Below are 16,676 nucleotides of genomic sequence, written 5' to 3'. Positions count from 1 at the left end.
CCCTCATCCGCATGGCGTGGATCTACCGGCGGGAAGGGCTCAGGCGCCGAAGCGCTCGTCGTCCATCGCCATCAGCGGCGCGGCACCGGCCTGGATCGCGGCAGCATGGCTGAGCGTACGCGGCAGCACACGGGCGAAGTAGAAGCGCGCGGTCTCGCGCTTGCCCTGCGCGAATGCCGCGCCGTGCGCACTGGCGTCGGCGGCGGCGACACTGCGTGCCCACCAGTACGCCAGCACCACGTAGCCGGAATAGAACAGGTAGTCGTAGCTGGCCGCACCCAGTTCGTCCGGGTTGCCGGCCGCGCGCTGCAGCACGTCCATGGTCAGCTTGCCCCATTCGGCAGCCTTGGCGCGCAGCGGGCCGATGAACTCGGCCAGCGCTTCGTTGCCCTCGTGTTCCCTGGCGAAGGCCTCGATCTCGGCCAGCATCAGCTTGAGGCCGGCCCCCTGGCTGGAGGCGGTCTTGCGGCCGATCAGGTCCAGCGCCTGGATGCCGGTGGTGCCTTCATACAGCGTGGTGATGCGTGCATCGCGCGCCAGCTGCTCCATGCCGTGTTCGCGGATGTAGCCGTGGCCACCGAAGCACTGCAGGGCGTTGTAGGTGTTCTCGATGCCCCATTCGGTCTGGCAGGCCTTGGAGATCGGGGTCAGGAAGCTCACCAGGGTGTCGGCGCGCTCGCGCTCGGCAGCGTCGTCGGCGCGGTGGGCGATGTCGATCAGGGTGGCCGCGTGCAGGGCCAGCAGACGGCTGCCTTCGACCAGTGACTTCACCGTCAGCAGCATGCGGCGCACGTCCGGATGGACCAGGATCGGGTCGGCCGGCCTGTCCGGGAACTTCGCGCCGCTCAGGGCGCGCGACTGCAGGCGCTCACGGCTGTACTTGAGCGCGTTCTGATAGGCGCGTTCGGACAGGCCGATGCCCTGCAGGCCGACGCCCAGGCGCGCGGTGTTCATCATGGTGAACATCGCCTGCAGGCCCTTGTGCGGCTGGCCGACCAGATAGCCCTGCGCGCCGTCGAAGTTCATCACGCAGGTGACCGAACCCTTGATGCCCATCTTGTGCTCGATGGAGCCGCAGCGCAGTGCGTTGCGCTCGCCGACGTTGCCCTCGCGGTCGACCTTGAACTTCGGGGTGACGAACAGCGAGATTCCCTTTGCACCCGGAGGCGCGTCGGGCAGCTTGGCCAGCACCAGGTGCACGATGTTGCCGGTCAGGTCGTGCTCGCCGGCAGTGATGAAGATCTTGGTGCCGGTGATCGCATAGCTGCCATCGGCGTTCGGCTCGGCCTTGGTCTTGAGCAGGCCCAGGTCGGTACCGCAGTGCGGTTCGGTCAGGCACATGGTGCCGGTCCAGCGGCCTTCGATCAGGGGCTTCAGGAAGGCGTCGTGCTGCCACGCTTCGCCGTGCTGCCTGAGCGCTTCAATGGCGCCGTGCGAGAGCAGCGGGAAATTGCCCCACGCCAGATTGGCGGCGTTGATCATTTCGTTCAGCGGCACGCCCAGGGTGTGTGGCAGGCCCTGGCCGCCCAGTTCCGGCGCGGCGGTCAGGCCGGTCCAGCCGCCGTCGACGAACTGGTCATATGCCTGCTTGAAGCCAGGCGGGGTGGTGACTTCGCCGGTGGCCTGGTCGAGCACGCAGCCGATTTCATCGCCCACGCTGTTGAGCGGGGCCAGCACGCTCGCGCTGAAACGGCCGGCTTCTTCCAGCACGGCATCGACCACGTCGGCGGTGGCGTCGGTGAAGCCCAGGCGGGCGAACAGCGGTTCGACCTTGAGCACGTCGTGCAGGGCGAAACGGAGGTCGGAAAGCGGGGCGGTGTAGCTGCTCATCGGATACGTCTCGATCAGGGACAGGGAGAACGGCGCGGTGCGCCGCGATGGAAAGCGGTGTTCAGCGCAGCACGCCCGGCAGGCCCGGCGCCTGGTTCAACGTGCTGCGGCTGCTGACGTCGAAGCTGCGCTGCTTCTTTTCCTGCGGCGTGGCTGTCACCGAACCTTTCAGGGAATAGGCCAGGGTGCGGTTGCCGGCCAGCGCATCGGCCACCACCAGGCGCGCGGCCGAGCTGGGCACCAGGTCGACCGTGATGACGTCGGCGGAGGTGCCGCCGATGGAGATGCCGGGACGGGCCTGCAGGGTGCCGGCTTCGCTGTCGCCGACGCTCAGCGCCAGGGACACATCGTCGAAGGTCATCGGCATCGAGCTGTAGTTCTGCAGGCGCAGCGCCACGGTCCAGTTGCCGTCGGCGCGGACGGTCAGCTGCTGCAGGCTGGCGGCCGGTTCCGAGACGCGCTTGACGATGCCGTCGCTGCAGGCGGCGAGGGCGAGGGTGCACAGGACGATCAAGACGGTACGGAAACGGTGCAACATGGGCGCAAGTCCTCTGAAGGGGGTGCGTTGGCGTAAGCATACTACGGCGTATGGTTTAGTGGATCGCCTCTGGCGACCCGCCGCAGAGGGTAGCGCGTGAAGATGGCGGCCGGGCACGCGCAGCGCCCGGGTGGGCGCGTTGCGCGCAGCCGCGCGGGGCGGCTCAGTCGGCCGCTGCGTCGCGTATCGGTGCCATCAGGCGCAGCGGCGCCAGGTCGTAGCCCATCGCCTCGGCCTTGGCCTTCAGCTGTTCGAACCGTGCGCGGTCCATTTCCGGCAGGCGCGACAGGATCCACAGATACTTGCGGTCAGGGCCGCCGACCATCGCCCACTGGTAGTCCGGATCCAGCGCCAGCACCCAGTAGTCGGCCCAGACCAGCGGCACCCAGCTCAGCCAGTCGGGGACGAAGCGCACCTGCAGCTGGCCGGGATGTCCGGCCACGGGCCGGGCCACGCCTTCAGCCACCACGCGTTCGCCGTCGCCATTGCGGCAGGCATTGGTGACGCTGATGCGGCCATCGCTGCGCAGTGCATAGTGTGCGGTGATGTCGCCAACGCAGCGCTTCTGGAACGACACGGGCAGGTGGGCGATCTCGTGCCACTGGCCGGCATAGCGGTCGATGTCCAGCGCATCGACGGCACGCACGGGTTCGCTGGCGGTCGCGGACAGCGAAGCCAGCAGCAGGCAGGCGAACAGGGCAGGGCGCAGATGCATCGGCAGACTCCGGCAGGACACTGGAGCGTAGGGGGCGTGCTGCGTGCCGGTGTGAATGTTTCGTCAACCGCCTGCATGGCGCGCCGGAAACAAAAAAAAGACCCGCATTTCTGCAGGTCTTCAAGCATGGTGGCCGAGGACGGAATCGAACCGCCGACACGGGGATTTTCAATCCCCTGCTCTACCAACTGAGCTACTCGGCCAGATTGTGCGGCAGACCGCGATCGACAGCGGTGGCCGGAAAAAAAAGACCTGCATTTCTGCAGGCCTTCGAACGTGGTGGCCGAGGACGGAATCGAACCGCCGACACGGGGATTTTCAATCCCCTGCTCTACCAACTGAGCTACTCGGCCACGTGTTTCGTTGCAGCGACGTCGCTGCCAAGGACGCGCATATTACGGAGGTCGGCTGTCTTCGGCAAGCATTTTGGAAAAAAACCTTCACATTGCCGTCTGCGCGGGCGCAAGTGGTTGATCCTGCGTCGTGCCGAGGTGGCGGCGCAGGTCGATGGCGGACGAGGCGGGTGGTCGCGGCGGCGATCGTCGCCTGCAGCGGAAATCAGCGGACCGCCCGCATCGGCAAACACGCAGGGGCAGGGCATGCGGCCGCGGGTCCATCAGGCAGGCGATGGAACGCTGTTTTCGCCGCCGCACGCGCCGATCGTCGCGGCGTATTGTCGCCCCTCCTGTCCAATGCTGCCCGCAGCAGAGTCCATCCCATGCCTGATCAACCCACCACCACCCGCATCGTGCTCGCCTCGCGGCCGCAGGGTGCGCCGATCGCTGCCAATTTCCGCCTGGAGCAGTCGCCGCTGCCGGCGCCGGCAGCAGGACAGGTGCTGCTGCGCAACCGCTATCTGTCGCTGGATCCGTATATGCGCGGGCGCATGGACGAGGGACCTTCCTATGCGCCTCCCGTTGCCGTGGGTGCGGTGATGGAAGGGCAGACCGTCGCCGAAGTGCTGCAGTCGAATGCGGCCGGAATCGCAGTGGGCGAGCTGTTCCTGGCGCCCGGTGGATGGCAGACCCATGCGGTGCTGGATGCGCAGGTGCTGGGGCGCCGGCTGGACCCGGCGGGCCTGCCGCTGAGCACGGCACTCGGCGTGTATGGCATGCCGGGATTCACCGCGTATTCCAGCCTGCATGAAATCGCCCGGCTGCAGCCGGGCGAGACGCTGGTGGTCGCCGCAGCGACCGGACCGGTGGGGGCAACCGTCGCCCAGCTGGCCAAACTGCAGGGCGCCCGCGTGGTCGCCATTGCCGGCGGCGATGGCAAGCGCGCCTACCTGCAATCGCTTGGCGTGGACGTGGCGCTGGACCATCGCGCGGCCGATTTCGCCGCGCAGCTGCGCGCCGCCGTGCCGGACGGCATCGACGTCTACTTCGAGAATGTCGGCGGCCACGTACTCGACGCGGTGCTGCCACTGCTCAACGATTTCGCGCGCATTCCGGTCTGCGGCACCATCGCCACCTACAACGCGCGCGGCGTCGAGCATCCCGGGCCCGATCGCCTGCCGGCATTGTTCAGCCAGATCCTGCGGCAGCGGCTGACGGTGCGCGGCTTCATCGTGCACGACTTCAACCACCTGTGGCCGCAGTTCGAGCGCGAGATGGCGCACTGGCTGCGGGAAGGGCGCATCCAGTACCGCGAGGACGTGGTCGAAGGGCTGCAGAGCGCACCGGATGCCTTCTTCGGGCTGCTGCAGGGGCGCAACTTCGGCAAGCTGGTGGTGAAGCTGGACTGAGCCCTCGCCGAGGTCTGCCGAGCATGGCCCGGCGCTGCCACGGCGTGAGCCGGCCACGGGCGGCATCCGCCCGGTCCTGATGCGGCGGCATCAGCCGTTGGCGGCATTCTCCCGGCGCAGCAGTTCGCGCTTGCGGGCCACACCCCAGGCATAGCCGGACAGATCGCCATCGCGGCGCACCACGCGATGGCATGGCACCGCCACCGCCAGTGGATTGCTGGCGCAGGCACGCGCGACCGCGCGGCTGGAACGCGGCGCGCCGATGCGCGCGGCAATGTCGGCATACGATGCGGTCTGCCCCTGCGGAATCTGCTGCAGCGCCTGCCAGACGCGCTGCTGGAAGGCGGTGCCGCGGATGTCCAGTGGCAGTGTCGCGCCACGTGCCGGATCCTCGACCAGGCCGATCACCTGCGCGACCAGCTGCTCGTAGCCGCTGTCGGCGCCGACCAGCTCGGCCTGGCGGAAGCGTTGCTGCAACGACTGCAGCAGCGCTTCCGGATCGTCGCCGAGCAGGATCGCCACCACGCCGATGCTGCTGCTGGCCACCAGTACGCTGCCCAGCGAGCTTTCGGCGATGGCGAAATGGATCACCTCACCGCGTCCACCGCTGCGCCATTGCCGGGGCGTCATTCCCAGCAGGCGCGGCGCATTCTCGTAGAAGCGGCCGCTGGAGCCGAAGCCGGCGTCGTGGAAGGCATCGGTGATACGCGCCTGCTGTTGCAGTCCCGTGCGCAGCCGATCGGCACGCAGGGCCGCCGCATACTGCTTCGGGGTCAATCCGGTGGCCTGCTTGAACAGGCGATGCAGCCGGGTGGGGCTGCAGCCCGCCAGTTCGGCAAGCTCCTGCAGCGAGGGTTCGTCGAGACGGGCCTGCAGGTGGCGGCAGACGCGTTCGACACGGGCATCGGTGGTTGCGATGGCAGTGTCCATGCGTCGATTCTGGCACGTGCCCCGCTGGCGGAAACTCCGTTTCCTGCACGCGCCAGCAGGGCCCGGAAACGGAGTGTCAACCGGGCAGGGGCACGACATCGTAGGGTCCACTTCACTGCCTGGACCCCGAACATGCGCCTGCACGACAAGATCGCCCTCATCACCGGTGCCAGCGCCGGCATCGGCCGCGCCTGCGCGCTGCGTTTCGCCGCCGAGGGCGCAAGGCTGGTGCTCAACGCGCGGCAGCCGGAGCCGTTGCAGGCGCTGGCCGATCAGATCCGTGCTGCCGGCGGCGAGGCGGTGGTGCATGCCGCCGATGTCGCCGGGCCGGACACCGCACAGGTGCTGGTCGACCTGGCGCAGCGGGCCTTCGGAGGCCTGGACATCGCGATCAACAACGCCGGGATGCTGGGGCCGGGCGTGCCCGCTGCGGAGTTTCCGGTGGACGCCTGGAGGCAGGTGATGGCCACCAACCTCGATGCAGCCTTCCACGCCGCGCGTGCGCAGTTGCCAGCCCTGCTGGCGCGGGGCGGCGGCTCGCTGGTGTTCGTCGGCACCATCGTCGGCCATACCGTCGGCTTGCCCGGCATGGCCGCCTACGCCTCGAGCAAGGCCGGGCTGATCGGCCTGAGCCAGGTGATCGCCGCCGAGTACGGCGCACGGGGCGTGCGTTGCAACGTGCTGCTGCCCGGCGGCACCGACACGGAGATGGGCCGGCAGGCTGCGCCAGACGAGGATGCGCTGCACTTCGTACGGTCGCTGCATGCGCTCAAGCGCCTGGCCGGGCCGGAAGAGATCGCCAACGCTGCGCTGTTCCTTGCCAGCGATGAAGGCAGCTTCGTGACCGGCAGTGCGATGCGCGTGGACGGCGGTGTATCCATCAATCGCACCTGAGGGGACGGCAGGCGGCTGCACATGGCGTTCGCGCCGGACTGACCCGTCCGTTACCCGGCGACCTCTAGCGTGGCACCAGCGCCGGCCTCCGCCGGCGGCGGAGCCACGCATGAGCAGACACGAAAAGGACACGCCCGATCCACGTCAGGGGGTGCAGGAAAGCCGCCAGGACCGGAAGCAGGACGACGTCGCCAAGCAGCGTCCGGGACAGCGCGATCAGCAGGTGCGTGACGCCCACTCGCGCAGTCCACGGCGCAAGGATGGCGGGCAGGAGCCTGCCTGAACGCGTCATTGCTTCAAGCGTCGTCTACCGGGACCAGCGGCTGCCCGATGCTGAGTTCGTTATCGCTGGGATCGGCCACGCGGAAGTCGCGCATGCCATAGGCCCGCTCACCGATGGGGACCCGCACCGCGACTCCAGCGTCCAGCAGCCTCGCATGGAAGGCGTCGACATCTGTGACATTGAGGTAGACATGTGAGCCCCCAGCGGGCTTGGCACCAGGGCGACGGGTCAGGGTGATCTCGACTCCATCGCGGCACACAGCCGCGATGTCGGCCGGTTCGCCCCACGACCAGGCCAGGTCGAAGCCAAGCACACGCCGATAGAACTCGATCGACTCCCCGATATCGTTCACTGACAGAATGGGGGAGAGTGATGTGATCTTCATCGATCCAGTACATTGCCGGTTGCCCGGAGTGTAGAACGAAAAAGGCCGGACCCTGGGTGTCAGGAGTTCCGGCCTTTTTCATGCCCTGGTGGGCACGTGGATGGTGGAGCCAAGGAGGATCGAACTCCTGACCTCGTCATTGCGAACGACGCGCTCTCCCAGCTGAGCTATGGCCCCGTAGTGCGCTGTCATTGTATCGCTGGCGGTCGGCCTTGCCAAGCGACGCGCGACCGTGCCCATAGGCGACTGTGCCGAGTCCGCCGGCTTTCGTGCGATTCCGTTGCGCGAAACGAAATCGTAACAATTTGGAGGATAATCCCCAGTCTGCGCAGCAGTTCCCTTTCTCGCCGCCCGGCCCGCGCAGGCCGCCCGGACGTCTCCTCAGAGCTTTCGATGCCTTCCCATACCGATTCCCGCCGTCTGTCGGGCATGTCGTCTTCCCTCGTTTCCTTCCGTCGCCATCCGCTCGCGCTGGCCTGCGCAGGCCTGGCGCTGGTCGGCAGCTTCGGCGCCGCGGCGCAGGACAGTGCGCCGACCCCCACCGGGCTGGATACCATCACCGTGACCGCCGAACACCGTGAGCAGAACCTGCAGGAGGTGCCGGTGTCGGTGGGCGTCGTGCAGGGCGAGCGCATGCGCGACTTCACCGCCGGCGGCGACGACACCCTGCTGGCGCTGTCCGGCCGCGTGCCGAGCCTGTATGCGGAAACCACCACCGGTCGCATCTTCCCGCGCTTCTACATCCGCGGGCTGGGCAACATCGATTTCTATCTGGGCGCTTCCCAGCCGGTGTCGATCATCCAGGATGACGTGGTGCTGGAGCACGTGGTGCTCAAGTCCAATCCGGTCTACGACGTGGACCAGGTGGAAGTGCTGCGCGGCCCGCAGGGTTCGCTGTTCGGCCGCAACACCACGGCCGGCATCGTCAAGTTCGACACGCTCAAGCCGACGCAGGACTACACCGGCCGCGTCAGCGCCAGCTACGCCAGTTACAACAGCGTGTCGATCGATGGCGGCTTTGGCGGTCCGATCAACGATATCGCCTCGTTCCGCGTGTCGGCCCTGTACCAGCATCGCGATGACTATGTCGACAACACCTACAGCGGCCCGAGTGCGGATGGCACCGTCAGCCCGAAGAAGAACGCCATGGGCGGTTTCGATGACCGCAACGTCCGCGCCCAGCTGCTGCTGACGCCGAGCGAGCAGTTCTCGATCCTGGCCTCGGCACACGCGCGCGATTACGAAGGCACCTCGACCCTGTTCCTGCGCGGCGCGCTGACCAAGGGTTCCAACCGCACCGACGTGCCGCGCGACCAGGTCGCCTACGACGAAGCCGACAACAACCCGCAGGCCTACAAGACCTACGGTGGCTCGGTGAAGGCGCGCTATGACTTCGGCGCGATCGACTTCACTTCGATCACCGCGTATGAAACCACCTCCGGTTACAGCCGTGGCGATACCGATGGCGGTGCTGCGGTGAACTATCCGGTCAACGGCGTGCCCAACGGTTACGGCCAGTCGATGGGCCGGATCCGCGACCTGGACCAGTGGACCCAGGAATTCCGTCTGGCCAGCCATGACGACAGCGCGTTGCAGTGGCAGGCCGGCGCGTTCTATTTCAACGGCAGCGACACCACCGACTTCTACCAGCGTGCCTGGTTCCTGCAGGGCGCTGCGCGCAATCCGAACAACTGGGTACGCCTGCGCAACAAGAACACCTCCTGGGCCGGTTTCGGCCAGCTCAGCTACGCCTTCACCGACAGGTTCACGGTGACCGCCGGCCTGCGCCAGACCCGCGACGAGAAGCACACCCGGCTGCTGAAGACCGCCGATACCGCGGCCGGTGTGGTGACCTACAAGGGCCGCACTGACGTCAGGATGTCCGATACCACGCCCAGCTGGGACCTGAGTGCGATGTACCAGATCACGCCGGACGTCAGCGTCTATGCGAAGGTGGCGCGCGGCTTCCGTGGGCCCACCATCCAGGGCCGTTCGGCGGTGTTCAATGCCGACTTCACCACCGCCGACTCGGAGACCATCCTGTCCTGGGAGGCCGGCGTGAAGAGCAGCCTGTGGGACAACCGCCTGCGCCTGAACGCCACCGCGTTCACCTACACCGTCAACGATATCCAGCTCAACGGCAACGATTCGGACGGCAACGGCGTGCTGTTCAATGCAGACAAGGCCAAGGCGTATGGTTTCGAAGCAGACATGGAACTGCGTCCGGTTCCCAACCTGACCCTGAGCGCCGGTGTCAGCCTGCTGCACAGCGAGATCAAGGACAAGCGCGTGTACGCGCAGGTCTGCGGCCTGAATGGCCAGGTGGTGTGCACGGTGGATGATCCGACCATCAAGGTGGGTGCGAACACCTTCGCGCAGATCGACGGCAACCCGTTGCCGAACGCACCGAAGTACAACGTCAACCTGGCCGCACGCTACGATTTCCCGGTCAGCGACGCGGCCACGATGTTCGTGTCCACCGACTGGAACAAGCAGGGCTACACCAGCTTCGTGCTGTATGACAGCAGGGAGTTCAACTCCAAGGGTGACTTCGAGGGCGGCCTGAAGATCGGTTACTCCGGCAACTACGGTGCCTATGAAGTCGCGCTGTTCGCACGCAACGTCACCAACGAGAAGAATCTCAAGGGCGTGATCGAGAACTACATGGCCGCGGTGTACAACGAGCCGCGTACCGTGGGTGTGTCGCTGAACATGAACTGGTAATCGAACGGTTGCCGGAAGGGGCGGCCCGGTGATCCTGGCCGCCCCTTTCCGTTGCTGCAGCGGGCTGTCAGCGCACCGGCAGCAATGGCTGCAGGCGCGATTCCAGCGCCTGCTGGCGCCAGCCGGCCAGCGCCGACGGCCACTGGCGGTGCTCCAGGTAGCTTTCCAGATGCTTGCGCGAGGCCAGCACGCCGTCCGCCAGGCCCAGTTCGCGGCTGCATTCGGCCACGGCATCCTGCATCTTCTTCAGCGTCTTCTTGCTGCTGTCGGTGGGTTGGCTTGCCAGCGGCGCGTTCTGCTCATCGGCCAGCGGAGTGTCCAGGGCCTGCCACACGGCGGCTGTCAGCTTGCGCGGCGCCTTCGGGAACGATTCGAACAGCTTGGCGAGCGCGTCGACATCGGCCGGTGGCGAGCGCGCCAGCAGGGCGGCAAGTTCGTTGTCCAGGATCCAGCTGCGCGGCCGGTCACTCTGGCGTGCCTGCACATCGCGCCAGCGCAGCAGGCGCAGCAGGCGTCGCTGTGCCTCGGCATCGAGGAACTGGGCCGAGCGCATGGACAGGTGCGGCCAGCGGTCCTCATCGTTGGCGACGCTGGCCAACAGACGTTCAGCGTCGTCGTGCAGCCACTGCTGGCGTCCCATCGCCCGCAGTCTCGCGTCGATCGCGTCATGCAGCGCGAACAGGTGCTCGACGTCATCGGCGGCATACTGCAGCTGCGACTCGGAGAGCGGGCGGCGCATCCAGTCCGAGCGGGTCTCGCCCTTGGCCAGGGTCACGCCGGTGATCTCCTGCACCAGCTTCTGGTAGCCCATGCCGGCACCGATCCCGGCCAGCGCCGCGCCGATCTGGGTATCGAACAGCGGTCGTGGCAGCACGCCGCAGGTCCACTTGAAGGCCACCAGATCCTCGCTGGCGCTGTGCATCACCTTGATGATCGACGTATCGGTCAGCCAGGGGGCCAGTGCTTCGGGCATGCCGGGAATCAGCGGATCGATCAGCAGGATGTCCTCGCCGACCGCCATCTGCACCAGCGCCAGTTGTGGCCAGAAGGTGCGTTCACGGATGAATTCGGTGTCCAGACCGATGCGGGTGGGGCGCTGCTGGTAGTACGCATCCAGCTCGGCGGGGGTGGTGATCCAGATTGCCACGGGTCAGGGCCTGCTACTCGGGTTTGCTCAGGCAGGGGAGAATAGCCTAACGTCGGTCCGCGTCCGTGCCGAAGGAGGCTCTGCTTGCGTTTTCCGCTGTCGTCCGCGCTGTGCGCCAGCCTGGTCCTGGCTCTGGTCGCCTGCACCCCGTCACCGCCGACACCGGCAGGCAAGGCCGGCGAGGGTTCCGGCCAGGCGGCATCGCCACCGGCGCCGGAGGATCGGCCGGCGGTGCAGGGCAGCGTGACCATCGCCGGTGAGGATGCCGCCGAAGACGTGCAGCAGTGGACGCCGCCCCGTGTCGATCGGGAGGGGCGCAGCCTGGCGCAGCTGCGAAGGGCCGCCCAGCAGGCGTTTGCCCAGGATCGGCTGTACGAGGATGGCGATGCCGCCATCCCGCTGTGGCTGGCGGTGCAGGAGGAGGTGCCTGACGACCGCCAGGCCCGTGCTGGCCTGCTGCGTGCCCGCCAGCGCCTGCTGCAGCAGACCGACGCCTTGCTGGTGCGGCCGCTGCAGCAGCGCGAGGCGTTGGCCGAAGCGGGACGCCAGGCGCTGGTGTTGCTGACCCTGGCCCCTGACGATGAAAAGGTCCGTGCCCTGCAGGCGCGGGTGGAGACCGCGCAACGCGTGGTGGCCTACAACCGGGCCGGCGAGGAGGACCTGCGCGCGGACCGGATCGGCGAGGACGGTGACGGCGCGATCGGCAGTTTCCGCGAGGCGTTGGCGCTTGACGAGGGCAACCGCCGCGCACGCCAGGGCCTTGCTGCGGCGGAGAGCGGCCTGATCCGGCGTGCCGAGGAGGCCGCCCGCCGCCGTGACTTCGCCAGTGCCGGCACCTGGCTGGCTGAAGCCAGCAAGGTCCGTGATTCCTCGCCGACCATCGCCGACGCCTTCGAGCGCATCGAGCAGATCCGGGCCGACACCCTGGTGCAGCTGCGCGACGAGGGCCTGCGCGACCTGGCGACGCCGCAGGGCCTGAAACCAGCACGCGAGAAGCTGGCCGAAGCACTGCGCATCGCGCTGCCCGGCGACGCGGTCGTGGCGCAGCTGCGCGAGCGCATCGATCTGGCAACCCATTACGGCAGCTTCCGTCCCGGCCAGGTGTTCAGCGATGCGATGCGCGATGGCGGGCGTGGCCCGCAGATGGTGGTGGTGCCGCATGGCGGCTTCCAGATGGGCGCAGGGGACGCCGAGCCCGGCGCCACCGATGCCGAGCGCCCTTCGCATTACGTACGATTTGACCGCGGTTTCGCGATGGCCATCACCGAGGTCACCGTCAGCGATTTCGAGCGCTACGTCAAAGCCACCAATGCCCGCCCACGCGCGACCCGTCGCGGTCATTCGGTGGTCTATGACGAGCGCAGCGGCAACTTCATCCGCCGCAGCGGTGTCGACTGGCGCTCGGATTACGACGGCGCACGCGCGCTGGGCAATGCGCCTGTGATGCATGTGAGCGTGCGCGACGCGGAAAACTATGCCGCATGGCTGTCCGAGCAGACCGGCTACAGCTACCGGCTGCCCAGCGAGGCCGAATTCGAGTACGCGCTGCGCGCCGGCAGCAGCGGCCGTTATCCCTGGGGGGATGCAGGCACGCCCCCGCCGGGCAGCGGCAACTTCACCGGCAGCAAGGATGTCTCGCCGTCCGGCCGGCACTGGCACAACGCGTTCATCGGCTATGGCGATGGCTGGTGGGGCCCGGCGCCGGTGGCGAACTTCCGGGCCAACGCGTTCGGCCTGCACGACATGGCCGGCAATCTCAGCGAATGGGTGGCCGACTGCTGGCATTCCAGCTACCGGCGTGCGCCCTCCGACGGCGTGGCCTGGTTCAACCCGGGTTGCCGGGCGCGGGTGATCCGCGGAGGCAACTGGGCGAACTCTCCCGAGCAGACCCGGGCGGCCTGGCGGCAGTCGCAGGACTCGGACACCACCAACGCCCGCATCGGGTTCCGCCTGGTACGCGGCATCTGAGCGGCCGGCTTCACCCGGCGCGGGCTCCGGCACACTAAGATTGCGCCGTGCCCGCCGGCCGGCGGGGCCAGCCGGAAGACCACCGCATGCGCAACGACCCATTTTCCCGCTCGCCGCAGGGCCCGCAGCGGCGTGGCCTGTTCGGCAACATCCGCTGGTGGGTACTGCTGCTGGCGGCGGGTTACGCGGCCTTTTACTGGTTTTCGAACCGGACGGTCGATCCCTATACCGGCGAGAAGGTCATGATCGACAGCAGCCTGGATGCCCAGCAGGAAACCGCGCTGGGCCTGCAGGCCTACCAGCAGATCCTGGCGCAGGAGCGGCCACTGGACCCGAACGCGCAGATCTCGCGTGACGTGCGTGCGATTGCCGAGCGGTTGATCGCCAAGGTCGATGTGGTGGAGACCGCATTGGCGCGGGAGCATGGCGTGGAGCCGGCCCATTTCGCGCGCAGCTTCCAGTGGGAGGTGAACGTGATCCCCTCCGAGCAGGCCAACGCCTTCTGCCTGCCGGGCGGGAAGATGGCGGTCTATACCGGGCTGGTGCCGGTGGCGCGGACCAAGGATGCGATGGCGGTGGTGATGGGGCATGAGATCGCCCATGCGCTGCTGCGCCATGGAGCGCAGCGCATGGCACAGCAGAAGCTGACCCAGATCGGGCAGATGGCCGGGGCTGCCAGTGGCATGGATGCGCAGCAGCAGCAGATGGTGATGTCGGCGATGGGCTATGGCTATCTGCTGCCCTATGCACGCAGCCACGAGACCCAGGCCGATGAGGTGGGGTTGATGCTGGCTGCGGCTGCCTGTTTCGATCCGCGCGAAGCGGTGCCGCTGTGGCAGCGGATGGGCCAGGCCAGTGGTGGTCAGTCGCCGCCGGAGTTCGCCTCCACCCACCCCAACCCGGGAACCCGGATCCAGAATCTGCAGGCACTGATGCCGAAGGCGCTGGAGTACCGGAAGCAGTTCTGTGAGGCGGCCAGGTAGGAAGGCGCACGCCAGGCTGCGCCTTGGCCGCCCCCTTACCTGACCGAAGTGACCTGCACGTCGATGACGCCGTCGCCCACGCGTGCCTGCAGTGCGTCGCCGGGCTGGACCTGTTCAACCTGTCGTACCAGTGCACCATCATCGGCACGGGTCAGGATGCTGTAACCGCGTGCCACCGTGGCCAATGGACTGACCGCTTCCAGGGACCGGGCCAGGCCGCGCAGGCGCAGCGCATCGCGTTGCAGCAGCCGCTGCATCGCTGCATGGGGGCGTCCGCGCAGGGCCGACAGGCGACGCTGCATCGCATCCAGCTGGCGCTGCGGATGATGGCCACGCAGCACCGCGGCGGCATGGCGCAGGCGCGCGGCACGGCGCTCCTGCTGCTGGTTGAAGGCCGCGTACAGGCGCCGGCCCAGCTCCAGCTGACGGCGCCGCAACAGGTCCAGCCGGGCCTGCGGGCTCTGCGCATTCAATCGCAACAGCGCACGGTCGGCGCGCTGCATGGCCTGTCCTACCGCGTGGCGCTGCAGCTGTGCCAGCCGCGCGGCATTGCGGCGCAGGCGCAGGGCCAGGTCACGCTGGTCGGGGACCAGCAGCTCGGCCGCCACCGAAGGTGTCGGCGCGCGCAGGTCGGCGGCAAAATCACTCAGGCTGAAGTCGGTCTCGTGGCCGACGGCCGACACGACCGGCGTCTCGCTGGCGGCGATCGCGCGCGCCAGCGCTTCGTCGTTGAATGCCCATAGATCTTCCAGTGAACCGCCGCCGCGGGTCAGCAGGATCACGTCGTAGCGACCACTGGCATCGGCTGCCTGCAGCAGGCGGGTGATCTGCGCGGCGGCGCTGGAGCCCTGCACCAGGGTCGGCAGCAGGTCCACCTCCAGCAGCGGGAAACGGCGGCCCAGTACGCTCAGCACATCGCGCACGGCGGCGCCGGTCGGCGAGGTGATCACCGCCAGCCGCCGCACATGCGCGGGCAGCGCCCGCTTGCGAGCAGGATCGAACAGGCCTTCGGCGTCCAAGCGCGCCTTCAGCTCCTCGAACGCCCGCCGCAGCGCGCCTTCACCGGCTTCCTCCATGTGGTCGAGCACCATCTGGTACTCGCCGCGTGCGTCGTACAGGGTCACCCGGCCACGCACCAGCACGCGCATGCCCTCGCGCGGTACGAACTTCAGGTACTGCGCCTTCATCCGGAACATCGCCGCACGCAGCTGCGCCCGTGCGTCCTTCAGGGTGAAGTACAGGTGCCCGGACGCAGGGCGGGCCACGCTGCCCAGTTCGGCTTCGACCCAGATCGCCGGGAAGCTGCCTTCCAGCAGGTCGCGCGCCAGCGTGTTGAGCTGGCTGGGAGTGAGAATGTCGTTGTTGCGTGGCTGCATGGGTACGGCGCGCTGCGGGTGGAGCGGGCACTCAGGATCGCACGTTGGCGCGCGCCGGGCACGCCCGGGTCAGGTCGTGCGGTGCTGTGCCAGCGCCCACTGCACGTGCTCGCGCACCAGCGGCGAGGGATCATCGATGCGGGTCTGCAGTGCGGCCAGGGTCTGCGGCGCTGTCGGCGCGTTGCCCAGTGCCACAGCGATGTTGCGCAGCCAGCGCTCATGGCCGCTGCGACGGATCGGGCTGCCCTCGGTGCGGCGCAGGAATTCCGCCTCGTCCCAGGCGAACAGCTGATCCAGGCGCGCGGTGTCCAGGTTGTTGCGTGCGCGGAAATCGGCTTCATCGGTGCGCTTGGCAAACTTGTTCCACGGGCAGACCAGCTGGCAGTCGTCGCAGCCGTAGATGCGATTGCCGATCAGTGGCCGCATGTCCTCGGGGATCGCGCCGTCATGCTCGATGGTCAGATAGGAAATGCAGCGGCGCGCATCCAGCCGGTGCGGGCCGGTGATGGCGCGCGTGGGGCAGATGTCGATGCAGCGCGTGCAGGTGCCGCAGTGCGCAGTGGCGGGCGCGTCGACCGGCAACGGCAGGTCGATGTAGATCTCGCCGATGAAGAACCATGAGCCCCCCTGGCGATCGATCAGGCAGGTGTGCTTGCCGATCCAGCCGAGCCCGGCGTTGCGGGCCAGGGCCCGTTCCAGCACCGGTGCCGAATCGACGAAAACGCGGTAGCCCAGTGGCGCGACTTCATCGTTGATCCGCGCAGCGAGCTTCTGCAGGCGGTTGCGCATCAGCTTGTGGTAGTCGCGCCCCAGCGCGTAGCGCGCTACGTAGGCGCGGCCGGGATCGGCCAGGGTCGCCCAGGCTTCGGTATCGTCGCGGTGGCTGTAGTCCATGCCCACGGAAATGACCCGCACCGTGCCCGGCAGCAGTTCCGCCGGGCGTGCGCGCAGCGTGCCGTGGCGTGCCATCCAGTCCATGGTCCCGTACAGGCCCTGGCCCAGCCAGTCGGCCAGGTGTGCCTCGTCCTCGCCCAGCTCGATGCCGGCAATGCCGCAGCGCTGGAAACCGTGTGCACGGGCCAGTTCGCGGATGCGCTGCACGGCCTGGACCGGGTCGGCTGGGGCAGGGGCGGGGACGGAGGACATGTGCACCAGTATA

At 67.9% G+C, this 16,676-nt stretch carries 14 protein-coding genes and 3 tRNA genes; 6 read left to right on the top strand and 11 right to left on the bottom strand.

The window, feature by feature from the left end; all coding sequences use genetic code 11:
• Window positions 1-39: 39 nt before the first annotated feature.
• The 5 genes from ACVOKU_RS07880 to ACVOKU_RS07860 form a co-directional block, all read right to left on the bottom strand.
• Window positions 40-1,830, bottom strand: coding sequence for an acyl-CoA dehydrogenase C-terminal domain-containing protein (locus tag ACVOKU_RS07880; protein WP_481559567.1), 1,791 nt, complete (start codon window positions 1,828-1,830; stop codon window positions 40-42).
• A gap of 61 nt (window positions 1,831-1,891) precedes the next feature.
• Window positions 1,892-2,368, bottom strand: a complete 477-nt coding sequence (locus tag ACVOKU_RS07875) for an LEA/WHy family protein (RefSeq protein WP_481559566.1) — start codon at window positions 2,366-2,368, stop codon at window positions 1,892-1,894.
• A gap of 163 nt (window positions 2,369-2,531) precedes the next feature.
• Window positions 2,532-3,083 carry a lipocalin family protein gene (locus ACVOKU_RS07870; RefSeq protein ID WP_481559565.1) on the bottom strand — a complete coding sequence of 184 codons (552 nt, stop codon included), beginning with the start codon at window positions 3,081-3,083 and terminating at the stop codon, window positions 2,532-2,534.
• Between the two features lie 127 nt (window positions 3,084-3,210).
• Window positions 3,211-3,286: transfer RNA gene (locus tag ACVOKU_RS07865), tRNA-Phe, on the bottom strand.
• Window positions 3,287-3,360: 74 nt separating this feature from the next.
• A tRNA-Phe gene (locus ACVOKU_RS07860) sits at window positions 3,361-3,436 on the bottom strand.
• 365 nt (window positions 3,437-3,801) lie between these two features.
• Between ACVOKU_RS07860 and ACVOKU_RS07855 the strand changes: the two genes are divergently transcribed.
• Window positions 3,802-4,827: an NADP-dependent oxidoreductase gene (locus ACVOKU_RS07855; RefSeq protein WP_312551777.1), complete on the top strand. Its 1,026-nt coding sequence runs from the start codon at window positions 3,802-3,804 to the stop codon at window positions 4,825-4,827.
• Window positions 4,828-4,917: 90 nt separating this feature from the next.
• Here the strand turns inward: ACVOKU_RS07855 and ACVOKU_RS07850 are convergent, their stop codons facing one another.
• Entirely contained in the window at window positions 4,918-5,757 is an 840-nt protein-coding gene (locus ACVOKU_RS07850) for a bifunctional transcriptional activator/DNA repair enzyme AdaA (RefSeq protein ID WP_065175524.1), read from the bottom strand.
• 132 nt (window positions 5,758-5,889) lie between these two features.
• Between ACVOKU_RS07850 and ACVOKU_RS07845 the strand changes: the two genes are divergently transcribed.
• Both ACVOKU_RS07845 and ACVOKU_RS07840 read left to right on the top strand, forming a co-directional pair.
• Window positions 5,890-6,651: an SDR family oxidoreductase gene (locus tag ACVOKU_RS07845; protein ID WP_481559564.1), complete on the top strand. Its 762-nt coding sequence runs from the start codon at window positions 5,890-5,892 to the stop codon at window positions 6,649-6,651.
• Between the two features lie 109 nt (window positions 6,652-6,760).
• A complete protein-coding gene (locus tag ACVOKU_RS07840; protein ID WP_312551774.1) occupies window positions 6,761-6,934 on the top strand; it encodes a hypothetical protein in 174 nt (57 codons plus the stop codon).
• 13 nt (window positions 6,935-6,947) lie between these two features.
• Here the strand turns inward: ACVOKU_RS07840 and ACVOKU_RS07835 are convergent, their stop codons facing one another.
• Together ACVOKU_RS07835 and ACVOKU_RS07830 are read right to left on the bottom strand one after the other, a co-directional pair.
• Window positions 6,948-7,382, bottom strand: a complete 435-nt coding sequence (locus ACVOKU_RS07835) for a VOC family protein (protein WP_481559590.1) — start codon at window positions 7,380-7,382, stop codon at window positions 6,948-6,950.
• Between the two features lie 38 nt (window positions 7,383-7,420).
• Window positions 7,421-7,496 (bottom strand) — tRNA-Ala (locus tag ACVOKU_RS07830).
• 252 nt (window positions 7,497-7,748) lie between these two features.
• Between ACVOKU_RS07830 and ACVOKU_RS07825 the strand changes: the two genes are divergently transcribed.
• Window positions 7,749-10,043, top strand: coding sequence for a TonB-dependent receptor (locus tag ACVOKU_RS07825; RefSeq protein ID WP_481559589.1), 2,295 nt, complete (start codon window positions 7,749-7,751; stop codon window positions 10,041-10,043).
• 67 nt (window positions 10,044-10,110) lie between these two features.
• On the opposite strand, the gene rnd is transcribed toward ACVOKU_RS07825, so the two are convergent.
• Window positions 10,111-11,190, bottom strand: a complete 1,080-nt coding sequence (gene rnd, locus ACVOKU_RS07820; RefSeq protein ID WP_481559563.1) for a ribonuclease D — start codon at window positions 11,188-11,190, stop codon at window positions 10,111-10,113.
• An 84-nt stretch (window positions 11,191-11,274) separates the two neighbouring features.
• Between rnd and ACVOKU_RS07815 the strand changes: the two genes are divergently transcribed.
• On the top strand, window positions 11,275-13,158 hold the full coding sequence (locus ACVOKU_RS07815) for an SUMF1/EgtB/PvdO family nonheme iron enzyme (protein WP_481559562.1): 1,884 nt from the start codon (window positions 11,275-11,277) through the stop codon (window positions 13,156-13,158).
• Window positions 13,159-13,244: 86 nt separating this feature from the next.
• Window positions 13,245-14,141 carry a M48 family metallopeptidase gene (locus tag ACVOKU_RS07810; protein ID WP_053520218.1) on the top strand — a complete coding sequence of 299 codons (897 nt, stop codon included), beginning with the start codon at window positions 13,245-13,247 and terminating at the stop codon, window positions 14,139-14,141.
• A gap of 35 nt (window positions 14,142-14,176) precedes the next feature.
• Here ACVOKU_RS07810 and xseA read toward each other — a convergent pair whose 3' ends face one another.
• Both xseA and queG read right to left on the bottom strand, forming a co-directional pair.
• The gene (gene xseA / locus ACVOKU_RS07805) at window positions 14,177-15,517 is read right to left on the bottom strand and encodes an exodeoxyribonuclease VII large subunit (RefSeq protein WP_481559561.1); all 1,341 of its coding nucleotides are present in this window, start codon (window positions 15,515-15,517) and stop codon (window positions 14,177-14,179) included.
• A 69-nt stretch (window positions 15,518-15,586) separates the two neighbouring features.
• The gene (gene queG / locus ACVOKU_RS07800; protein ID WP_065181916.1) at window positions 15,587-16,663 is read right to left on the bottom strand and encodes a tRNA epoxyqueuosine(34) reductase QueG; all 1,077 of its coding nucleotides are present in this window, start codon (window positions 16,661-16,663) and stop codon (window positions 15,587-15,589) included.
• Window positions 16,664-16,676 lie beyond the last annotated feature (13 nt).

It is taken from the genome of Stenotrophomonas sp. STEN147, from assembly GCF_056757995.1.
This window is presented reverse-complemented; position numbering and strand designations above follow the sequence as displayed.

Excerpts from the sequence above, each read along its gene's own strand:
- ACVOKU_RS07855 (WP_312551777.1), top strand. The coding sequence starts at position 3,802 with ATGCCTGATCAACCCACCACCACCCGCATCGTGCTCGCCTCGCGGCCG.
- ACVOKU_RS07840 (WP_312551774.1), top strand. The coding sequence starts at position 6,761 with ATGAGCAGACACGAAAAGGACACGCCCGATCCACGTCAGGGGGTGCAG.
- queG (WP_065181916.1), bottom strand. The coding sequence starts at position 16,663 with ATGTCCTCCGTCCCCGCCCCTGCCCCAGCCGACCCGGTCCAGGCCGTG.
- ACVOKU_RS07870 (WP_481559565.1), bottom strand. The coding sequence starts at position 3,083 with ATGCATCTGCGCCCTGCCCTGTTCGCCTGCCTGCTGCTGGCTTCGCTG.
- ACVOKU_RS07850 (WP_065175524.1), bottom strand. The coding sequence starts at position 5,757 with ATGGACACTGCCATCGCAACCACCGATGCCCGTGTCGAACGCGTCTGC.
- ACVOKU_RS07880 (WP_481559567.1), bottom strand. The coding sequence starts at position 1,830 with ATGAGCAGCTACACCGCCCCGCTTTCCGACCTCCGTTTCGCCCTGCAC.
- ACVOKU_RS07810 (WP_053520218.1), top strand. The coding sequence starts at position 13,245 with ATGCGCAACGACCCATTTTCCCGCTCGCCGCAGGGCCCGCAGCGGCGT.
- ACVOKU_RS07825 (WP_481559589.1), top strand. The coding sequence starts at position 7,749 with ATGTCGTCTTCCCTCGTTTCCTTCCGTCGCCATCCGCTCGCGCTGGCC.
- xseA (WP_481559561.1), bottom strand. The coding sequence starts at position 15,517 with ATGCAGCCACGCAACAACGACATTCTCACTCCCAGCCAGCTCAACACG.
- ACVOKU_RS07845 (WP_481559564.1), top strand. The coding sequence starts at position 5,890 with ATGCGCCTGCACGACAAGATCGCCCTCATCACCGGTGCCAGCGCCGGC.
- ACVOKU_RS07875 (WP_481559566.1), bottom strand. The coding sequence starts at position 2,368 with ATGTTGCACCGTTTCCGTACCGTCTTGATCGTCCTGTGCACCCTCGCC.